The organism is Methylorubrum podarium, from assembly GCF_022179745.1.
Classification (GTDB): domain Bacteria; phylum Pseudomonadota; class Alphaproteobacteria; order Rhizobiales; family Beijerinckiaceae; genus Methylobacterium; species Methylobacterium podarium.
The window spans coordinates 1-4,215 of record NZ_BPRD01000592.1; the positions used below are offsets into that span (position 1 = coordinate 1).

Sequence of the window (4,215 nt, forward strand, 5' to 3'; positions counted from 1 at the left end):
CGAGCAGGCCGAGGCCGAGGCCGCGACGGGTCAGCGTCATGGCGCGGCCTCCCGGTCCGCCGGGACGGCCGGCGCGCCGGCCTCCTCGGCCCGCAGGGCGTCGGCGAGCAGGGTCAGTTCGACGTCGAGCCCCTCGACCGCGACGCCGTCGATCCGGTCGGCGTGGCGGGCGAAGACGGTGTCGAGCCGGGCGATCATCGCGCCCACGGCGGCCAGCCGCGCCGCGTCCGGACGATGCGCCGCCTCCAGCACGCGCAGGCCCTCGCCGAGGCGGACCGCCGCCGGCAGGTAGTAGGTCAGCAGGCGGCGCACCCGCGACATCCGGCGCGGATCGCCCTCGACGCGCTCCAGCACCCCGCGGACGATGCCGTGCAGGTGCTCGAGATGGCGCGCCGCCTCGCGCGTCCGCAGGCCGAGAGCGGCCGCGCGCAGCCGGTCGAGATCGGCGCGGGCCGCGACGATCACGTCGCGGGCGAGGGCGACGGTCGCGGCGTCGACCGAGCCGGGATCGAGACCGTCGAACAGGGCGCGCGGCGCCAGGGCCATGCGGGCGCCGAGGAAGACCAGGGCGGCTCCGGGCAGCGAGGCCCAGAGCGGCAGGTCGAAGCCGAAGGTCGCCAGCGGCGCGAACAGGCCGCCGGCGAGGCCCGCCCACAGGCTCGCCCTGCCGCCGGGATCGGCGGGGAAGCGCGGCCCGGCGCTCAATTGTAGCCTCGCACGGCGCGGAACGCCTCGGTGAGCGAGGTCCGGCCGTCGAAGACCCGGGCGCGGGTCGCCTCGGCCAGCGCGTCGAGCTGGCCCTTGTCGGCGTCGCCGAAGGTCACGCCGAAGACCGGCACGTCCCCGCCCTCCGCCCGCCAGGCGTCGAGGAACTGACGGGCGTAGTTCTCGCTGCGCCCGTCGGTCATCAGGACCACGGCCGGCAGGTAGCGTTCGCGCTCCGGCGTCGCGCGGATCTCCCGGAGGGCGGCCTCGGCGCAGGCGTAGATGTTCGTGCCGCCGCCCGCCGTGTTGGCGTCCACCGCCGCGACGAGGGCGGCGGCGTCCTCGGGGGCGCCGCTCCCGCGCGTCACGCCGCGCACGCGTCCGTCGAAGGGCAGGAGGACGATGCGGTCGTCGCGCCCGTTCTGCACGAGCACGCGGGCGGCCTCGTCGTGCGAGAGGATGAAGCGCATCGCCGCCTTCAGGGCCGTCTCGCCCGCGCCGCCCATGCTGCCGGAGAAGTCGAGGCAGTAGGCGGTGAGCGAGGGCCGCCGCAGCGCGCCCTGGTAGAGCTCGAGCGCGGCGCGCACCACCTCGGGCTCGGGCATGCGGATCAGCGGCAAGAGGCGGCCCGGATCGTAGTTCCAGCTCGGATCGCCGCCGCCTTTCGCCTCGCCGAGGGCCGGGCGGCGCCCGAGCGCCACCAGGCGCGCCTGGACCTCCGGCGAGAGGAGATGGGCCTGCAGCGCCGCGAAGAAGGCGCGGGCGGCCTCGCCCTGGCCGCGCTCGACATAGCCGAGCGGGGAATTGGCCGCGGCGACGCCGTCGCTCGGATAGATCGCGTAGAGTGGCTCGGCACCGCGGCGGGCCAGTTCCGCGTTGGTTTCGGCCAGCACCGCCTCGTAGTTCCACATCCCGTCATAGGCGGTGCCGCCCGCCACCCCCTTGAGGTAGAGGTCGGCGAGCCACGCGCTGGAGCCCGCCGTGCGGACCGTGGCCGCGAGCAGCGTGCGGACGGTGTCCTGCACGCCGGGCCGGTCGAGATCGGCGCGGGTGATCGCGTCGGGATGGCCGAGCGCCGCCGACAGCATCGCGATGTAGGCGCCCGCGCCCGAGTTCGACTGCGTGGCGGAGCTCGCCAGGTAGGTCAGGCGCTTGGCCCGCACCGCCTCGACGATGTCGCCGGTGGAGACGGGCCGGCCGATCCAGCCCAGAGCCTCGGCCTTCGAGCGGCGCAGGCCGAGGATGACCGGAGAGCGGACGATCGGCGTCAGGTCGCGCACCTGCTTCTTCCGGTCGAACAGATCGATCCAGATGGCGTTGGCCGGCCACACGATGTCGAAGGCCGGGGGCGCCGCGGCCGCGAGGGCGAGGCCGATATCGAGCGAGCCCTGGTAGTCGAACCGGCAGGTGACCCCGCGGGCCCGGCAGAAATCTTGGACGATCGGCTCCAGGGTGCGGTTCTCCGAGCCGGAGGCGATCGTTACCGCGACCGGCGGCCCGGAACAGCCGACGAGCGCCCAGGCCGCCAGCGCGGCGAGGCAGCCGGCCGCGAGCCGAACCGCGAAGCCGGGCAGCCGCCTCACGCGGGCTCCAGCAGCTTGCGCTTCAGTTCGGCCTCGATGCGCTGCAGCTCGGCCTCCGCCGCCCGGCGCTTGTCCCGGCCCTCGCGCTGGATCGCCAGCACCGCGTCGATGGTCTCGAGAAAATCGCGGTTGACCGCGCTCAGCGTCTCCACGTCGACCACCCCGCGCTGCACCTCGCGCTCGATGCCGGCGCGCCCCGCCTTCAGCCGCTCGGCATTGGCCCGCAGCAGCGCGTTGGTGGTGTCGGAGACCGCCCGCTGCAGGCGCAGGGCCTCGTCCTGGCGATGGAGCGCGAGCGCGATGGTCATCCCGTTCTTCCAGGTCGGGATGGTGGTGGCCAGCGAGGCCTGGAGCTTCTCGACGAGGGCCGCGTCGCCGTTCTGCACGAGGCGGATCTGCGGCATGGCCTGCAGGGCGATGGTGCGGCTGAGCTTCAGATCGTGGACCTTGCGCTCCAGGCGCTCGACGCTCTGGGCGAGGTCGGCGGCCTGCTGCGCGAGGAGCGGGCCCTCGCTCGTCTCCGTGCCGGCCGCCCCCGCCCGGGCTTCGAGCGCCGGCAGCCGCTCGCGGCGCGTCTCCGCGATCACCTGCTCGCCGGCGGCGATGTAGGCTTCGAGTTCCCGCATCTGCGCGAGGTTGCGGGCGAACAGCCCGTCGAGCATGGCGATGTCGCGCCGCAGGTCGTCGCTGCGGCGCTCCAGCTCGAGGGCGATGCGCTCGACTTGGGCGCCGAGGGTCGAGAACTGCTCCTTGAAGCGCAGGAGCCGCGCCTTCGCCCCGCCCCAGAGGCGGTCGAGCAGACCGGTCTTCTCCAGCGAGGCGGGATCGAGCCGCTTCACCGTGCCGATCAGGTCGGTGAGCAGGTCGCCGACGGCGCCCGAATCCTTGTTCAGGGTCGCGTGCAGGATCGTGTCGGCGAACTCGGCGACGCCCCGCTGCGCCTCGTCGCCGTAGCGCGTCAGGAAGGCGCGATCGTCGAGCCGGATGTCCTGACGGATGCGGTGGATGAGAGCCGGATCGGGTGCCGATCCCGCGTCGGCCGACGGCTCCCGCCGCGACGGCAATGCATGTTCCGCCTCGATCCGTCCGACCATGTCGCCCCCCGGATCTCCACCACGCCGCCCTTCCTGCCCAAGAGAATAGACCTTGGCAAGAGTGAAGCGAACGTGCCGCAGGAGCGCGGCCTGTGCAGACTAGGGGCTCGGTTTTATTGCACGAGGCGTCTTATGACTGTTGTGTGACACAAGCAGCCCTGCTCACGACGCGGCCCTTCTCTTCGACGTGTCGCGGACGTGTCGCGCCGGCGGTCGTTGGCGTCCGCTCGCCGGCGTCGACGGTGACCCCGTCCCGCCTCAGGGCGAGAGCGGGGCGGGCCGGGTGAGGCCGGCCTTGCGCGCCAGCCGTTTGCGCAGGTCGCCGAGCGGCCCCCAGAACAGGAGCAGCAGGCCGAGGACCATCAGGGTCGAGACGAGGCCGTTCGAGAAGAAGACGGACAGGTCGCCGCCCGAGCCGAGAAGCGCCTGCCGGAACGCGTCCTCGGCGCGGTCGCCGAGGACGAGGGCGAGCACCAGGGGCGCGAGCGGGTAGTCGAGCTTCTTGAAGACGTAGCCGACGATTCCGAAGACCAGCATCAGCCAGATGTCGAAGCGCGAGGACTCGACCGTGAAGGCGCCGATGGCGCAGACGACGAGGATGATCGGCGCGACCAGCGCGAAGGGGATGCGCATGATCGCGGCGAAGACCGGCACGGTCGCGAGCACGATCAGCAGGCCGGCGAGGTTGCCGAGATACATCGAGGCGATCAGGCCCCAGACGAACTCCTTCTTCTCGACGAAGAGCAGCGGGCCGGGCTGCAGGCCCCAGATCATCAGGCCGCCGAGCAGCACCGCCGCGGTGGCCGAGCCGGGGATGCCGAGCGCCAGCATCG

At 73.2% G+C, this 4,215-nt stretch carries 4 protein-coding genes; all 4 read right to left on the minus strand.

The window, feature by feature from the left end:
* Positions 1-36 precede the first annotated feature (36 nt).
* The gene (locus MFF42_RS24170) at positions 37-705 is read right to left on the minus strand and encodes a 5-bromo-4-chloroindolyl phosphate hydrolysis family protein (protein ID WP_238258394.1); all 669 of its coding nucleotides are present in this window, start codon (positions 703-705) and stop codon (positions 37-39) included.
* Positions 702-2,288, minus strand: coding sequence for a vWA domain-containing protein (locus MFF42_RS24175; RefSeq protein ID WP_238258396.1), 1,587 nt, complete (start codon positions 2,286-2,288; stop codon positions 702-704). The genes MFF42_RS24170 and MFF42_RS24175 overlap by 4 nt, the downstream gene beginning before the upstream one ends.
* A complete protein-coding gene (locus MFF42_RS24180) occupies positions 2,285-3,382 on the minus strand; it encodes a toxic anion resistance protein (protein WP_238258398.1) in 1,098 nt (365 codons plus the stop codon). Before MFF42_RS24180 ends, MFF42_RS24175 begins: the two co-directional genes overlap by 4 nt.
* A 258-nt stretch (positions 3,383-3,640) precedes the next feature.
* Positions 3,641-4,215, minus strand: a 575-nt coding sequence (locus MFF42_RS24185; RefSeq protein WP_238258400.1) for a tripartite tricarboxylate transporter permease, incomplete at its 5' end; no start/stop codon positions are given.

What these genes read in the sequence shown, in the direction of transcription:
- MFF42_RS24180 (WP_238258398.1), bottom strand. Translation starts at nt 3,382, where the DNA reads ATGGTCGGACGGATCGAGGCGGAACATGCATTGCCGTCGCGGCGGGAG.